5 protein-coding genes are annotated in these 4,561 nt (G+C 47.1%); 2 read left to right on the plus strand and 3 right to left on the minus strand.

The annotated features are described in order from the left end of the window. On the plus strand, positions 1–211 hold a 211-nt coding region (locus QUB70_RS31650), incomplete at its 5' end, for an IS1 family transposase (RefSeq protein WP_332985738.1). Positions 212–452: 241 nt separating this feature from the next. Here QUB70_RS31650 and QUB70_RS31655 read toward each other — a convergent pair. Continuing rightward, positions 453–1,583 (minus strand): aldo/keto reductase, encoded by a 1,131-nt coding sequence (locus QUB70_RS31655; RefSeq protein ID WP_332985743.1) that lies wholly within the window; start codon positions 1,581–1,583, stop codon positions 453–455. A 5-nt stretch (positions 1,584–1,588) separates the two neighbouring features. Then, on the minus strand, positions 1,589–2,098 hold the full coding sequence (locus QUB70_RS31660; protein ID WP_332985740.1) for a bifunctional nuclease family protein: 510 nt from the start codon (positions 2,096–2,098) through the stop codon (positions 1,589–1,591). A gap of 235 nt (positions 2,099–2,333) precedes the next feature. Here QUB70_RS31660 and ribE point away from each other — a divergent pair, with 235 nt between their 5' ends. Further along, the gene (gene ribE / locus QUB70_RS31665; protein ID WP_332985741.1) at positions 2,334–3,047 is read left to right on the plus strand and encodes a riboflavin synthase; all 714 of its coding nucleotides are present in this window, start codon (positions 2,334–2,336) and stop codon (positions 3,045–3,047) included. A 322-nt stretch (positions 3,048–3,369) separates the two neighbouring features. Here ribE and QUB70_RS31670 read toward each other — a convergent pair whose 3' ends face one another. Further along, positions 3,370–4,260: a glycosyltransferase gene (locus tag QUB70_RS31670; protein ID WP_332985742.1), complete on the minus strand. Its 891-nt coding sequence runs from the start codon at positions 4,258–4,260 to the stop codon at positions 3,370–3,372. Between the last annotated feature and the right edge of the window lie 301 nt (positions 4,261–4,561).

Here is a 4,561-nt window from a genome sequence, read left to right on the forward strand (position 1 = left end):
GGCTTATGCTTGTATTTTTCCCAGCAAACGCCATCAGCCAGTTGGCAAAGATAGTGGAAAAACCAATCATATTGAAAGATTTAATAATACTTTGCGCCAACGTGTTTCTCGGCTCGTAAGAAAGACTCTCTCATTTTCTAAAAAGTTAGAAAACCATATTGGTGCTATTTGGTATTTTATTCATCATTACAACTATGTTTTGAGCCAATGAATATCTAATCACTACATATTTATTACTACCGGGGGGTTAGGGGGGATCGGGAAGACTATGAACTCAAGCAGTAGACCGATACTACATAAGACGTTAAGTTGACACCAAGACCCGCAGACAGTCGCCAGACTAAGTAGTTTTTCGATCGACTATACAGTAAATTCACTTAAACCAAAGTTTAGCCTAATTATTGCAAAACTTAGATACGCTCGATCGACCTTTTCCCTGCTTCACCTTTTTTTCAATCCCACAACCGCCTGCCTGCTTTGCCGCCCAGTCGCTGGTGAGTATCTTTGAGCAAAGTTGGGATGTCTAACTCTTCGGGACACCGGGGCAAACATTCGCCGCAATCCGTGCAGCGGTTGCCTTTGCTGCCTGGAAACCAGTGTCCGGCATTTTCAAACATGGCGTAGCGGTATTTGCCAAAGTCAGTCATGTCGCACCCGACGGCGAGATTGCGAAGCCGCAATACTTCGGGAATGTTGATGTTTTCCGGGCAAGGCAAACAGGCATAGCACTGGCTGCACTTGTCAGTTTTCAAATTGCCTGCAATAGCCGATTCTAGCCGATCGAACGCAGCGATTTCGGCGTTGGTGAGGGGAAAGTCGCGATCGCAATATTTCAGGGGTTGCTCTAATTCTGTCGCATTTGCAGGCCCCACACTCAAAGTCCCAATCCTAGTATCGCTCAGTAAAAACCGATAGTTCAACTCTAAAGGCGAGAAAGGCGAGCACAATTGTGCGAGAGTTTCCGGGGGCGTGTAGAGTTGCCCTCCTTTGTCTGCCGGGGAAATGATGAAAACGCCCATATCTTTGTGATTGGCGAGTTCAATTGCCGGGGCGTTGCGCTGAAAAAAATAGTAGTAATGCAGATTGACAAATTCAAACAAATCTGTATTGATTGCAGCCAAAATCAGATCCAGAGGCCCGTGAGTCGAAAAGCCGACGTGCCGAATGCGACCGTCAGCGAGGGCTTTGCGTACAGATTCCATGCAGCCTGTGGGCGATCGCACAATCGCCAAATGTTCCCAAGTATTCAAACCGTGAATTGCCAGACAATCGATACAGTCTAAATTCAGGCGTTTGAGGGATGCGTCGATGCAGCGTTCCATTGCTGCTGCATCCTCGGTTGGGGAAATTTTCGTGGTGACGTGGAGGCGCGATCGATCGACAGACAAACCAGCCGAGATGGCCGCACCGAGATATTCCTCGCTGCAACCGTAACCAGCCGCCGTTTCCAGGTGATTGATTCCCCGAGACACAGCCTCTTGTACAGTCTGACAGGCAGTTTCCTCAGAAGCCAAATAGCGCATGGTTCCCAAGGAAAATACAGACAGGTGCAAGTTAGTTTTGCCAAACCGTCGATAGCGCATAAATGTCAAGACGAAGTTTCGCCCTGGCTGAAGCCGCTTCTCTTGATCAAATCCTCCGGACGGAGGTTTGAGATAAATTCCCGGAAGGCCCGGCGTTCAGCTTCATCAGCATCTCGATCGACCGGTATCGAAGCATCGGCGACGACTTCTTCCATCACCCAGATGGGGCAGTTCGTCCGCAGGGCCAGGGCGATCGCGTCGCTGGGTCGGGCATCGATCTCTTTTTTAACTTCACCCTGACGGACGATCAGCACGGCATAGAAGGTGTTATCTTGCAGCGAGTGAATAACTATCCGCTCCAAGGTAAGATTCCAGGCCTCTAGGAAATTGACCATCAAATCGTGAGTTAAAGGTCGAGGAGGCTTGTTGCCTTCCAGAGCGCTAATAATAGCCTTTGCCTGCTCCTGACCGATGTAAATAGGCAAAGCGCGTCGCTCCGTAGCGTCTCTCAATAGGACAATAGGGCTGCGCGTGGCTGCATCTAAAGCAATTCCAGCGACTTTCATTTCAATCATTCGATCGGCCTCATAGAATTAAGAAACTGTAAGGCAGTAGAGAACTTGGACATAAAGATTACCTAAATCCAGTATGACTCGATCTTCGCCTGAATCTGCAACCGATCGGGGACTGTCGATTTTAGATTTTAGATTTTAGATTGACTTGGGGGGAGAGGGGACGGCAAAAGCTCCTGCGTCTGGTTTGTGGTTGTGGTTTGATTTAAATATAGCGATCGACTACGGAAAAATACTTATGTTTACAGGACTGATTCAATCTCTCGGAAAGCTGAAGTCGCTAGGCAACGATTACTTCCAAATTTCCAGCACCTCAAGCAACTCCTATCAGATTTTACAAGATTTAGCCGTTGGGGACAGCGTAGCCGTGGATGGAGTCTGTTTGACGGTGGTGGAAGTTCTGCCACAAGGTTTTGTCGCCGTCGCTTCCCCAGAAACCCTCCGCCGCACTACTTTAGGAGCATTCCCCGATGCTTTGGTGAACTTAGAAACCTCCCTGCGCGCGGGTAGCAAATTGGGGGGACATTTTGTAACCGGGCACGTAGATGCGATCGGCGCTTTAGCGACATCAACCCAAACCGCCAACGCTTGGGAGATGCGGTTTACTGCCCCACCAGCAGCAAATTCGGGATGGCAGCGCCAAATCGCACCTTACATCGTTTCCAAGGGCAGTATCGCCGTCAACGGCATCAGCTTAACCGTGGCAGATTGCGATGCTGACGGCAATTGGTTTGAAGTTGCGGTAATTCCCCACAGTTTTGGTGAGACAAACCTCAGCTATTTGCAACCGGGAAGTTTAGTTAATTTAGAAGCAGATATTCTGGGCAAATATGTCGCCAAATTTCTCCGCAGCGGCTCAAAATCCCATCCCGAACCGTGGGAAGAAAGCCCCACAATCAACAGTTTGGGAACAATTACACCAGAATTCTTAGCAGAACACGGATTTATTTAATCGCAGATCGAACTCGGCGGTTGAAACCGCTACTATACAAACGAAGTCCGCCTCCGCGGACTAAAGAATAAACTTGTCGGGTGCGTCGGCAGCGAATTATTCTATCAATAGACCTCTTGCAAAAATAATTAGAACGGGCAAGATGCCCGTTCCACAAGAAAAAATAACTCTTGTGGAACGGGCATCTTGCCCGTTCCATCAATTGATGAAAGGATTTTTGCAAGAGGTCTAATAATTGACGGCTAAAAGCAGAGACGCACCCTACTAACTCTTAATTCTCTCTCTGCGCTCTCTGCGCTCTCTGCGGTTCAATAATCCAACTCTATTCCCCAACAAAATTGTTTTTCTCCCAAAACAATCCCGCAGCAATTCCCGCCTGAGAAACTAAAAACAATCCTGCAATTAATAGCTTTTGAACGCCCGGTGCGTGGAAAAATGGATAAGTTAGCAAATTCAGATAAAATGACGGATGTTGCAGTTTCCCATTAGCCGCGCGTTTCGAGATAACTTGCTGAAACAAAAAAGCACCTCTACCGTAATTGAATTGCTGTTGCCAAAATTTGCGAAGAGTTAGTGCGTGGGAGTGATGGACTGTAACTTCGGGAGCGTAGATTGCGGCATTGCCCGAATGCAACCACCGATCGCAAAATTCCCGGTCTTCTCCAGCCGCTAGAGAAAAAGTCGTGTCAAAGCCGCCGATTTTTTGGAAAGCCTCAGCGGGAAGGGCAAAATTGTTAGAAGTGAAAAATTGCGCGCGATCGGCAATAGCATTATAGTAACTGTAAAGGTAATCGATCAGTTGCTGGCTGGCAGTAGAATAAATGTTATCCGGCAGCGCGTTTACAGTTCGACCTCCGATTAAACAATCTGGTGTTTCCCCAAATCGCTTTTCCAGATTTTGCAGCCAATCTACCCCCACAGTACAGTCATCGTCTGTAAACACTAAAAAATTGCCTTCTGCGGCAAAAGATCCAGTATTTCGCGCCGTTGCGGGGCCGGAGTTTGGTTGTGTCAAAAGTGTGAGATTTAACTGATTTTTAAAAGGGGAAATTGTAGTTTCTACAGAGATTTCGGTGCTGTCGTTGACGACAATGACTTGAAACTTATCGCGCGGATATTCCAGTTCCACAAAAGACTGAAGACACGCGGCTAATTTCTCGGGACGATTGTAAGTCGGAACAATAATTGAAAATAGAGTTTTAGCTTGGTTCATGATTAGTTCGCGATCGCACTCGCCCACAAATAAACCGGGTTTTTTAACCGAGATTGAGGGTTCTAAGCAAGTATTTGGGTTGAAAAACCCGGTTTCTGAACACCGGTTCGTCCAGGACTAATTATAACTCAATACGGTTCACTTAACACTATTTATGCCCCGGATATCCCCCTAAATCCCCCTTAAGAAGGGGAGTAGGGGTTGACTTTGAGAGTTCTCTTGTTCCCCCCTTTTTAAGCTATGCTTTATAAACATCTTTCTTAACAAAAAAGTTGACAAAAGTAACTACTTATGTAAGAGC

This window comes from Microcoleus sp. A003_D6, assembly GCF_036702825.1.
Taxonomy (GTDB): Bacteria; Cyanobacteriota; Cyanobacteriia; order Cyanobacteriales; family Microcoleaceae; genus Microcoleus.

Excerpts from the sequence above, each read along its gene's own strand:
- QUB70_RS31655 (WP_332985743.1), bottom strand. The coding sequence starts at position 1,583 with ATGCGCTATCGACGGTTTGGCAAAACTAACTTGCACCTGTCTGTATTT.
- QUB70_RS31660 (WP_332985740.1), bottom strand. The coding sequence starts at position 2,098 with ATGATTGAAATGAAAGTCGCTGGAATTGCTTTAGATGCAGCCACGCGC.
- ribE (WP_332985741.1), top strand. The coding sequence starts at position 2,334 with ATGTTTACAGGACTGATTCAATCTCTCGGAAAGCTGAAGTCGCTAGGC.
- QUB70_RS31670 (WP_332985742.1), bottom strand. The coding sequence starts at position 4,260 with ATGAACCAAGCTAAAACTCTATTTTCAATTATTGTTCCGACTTACAAT.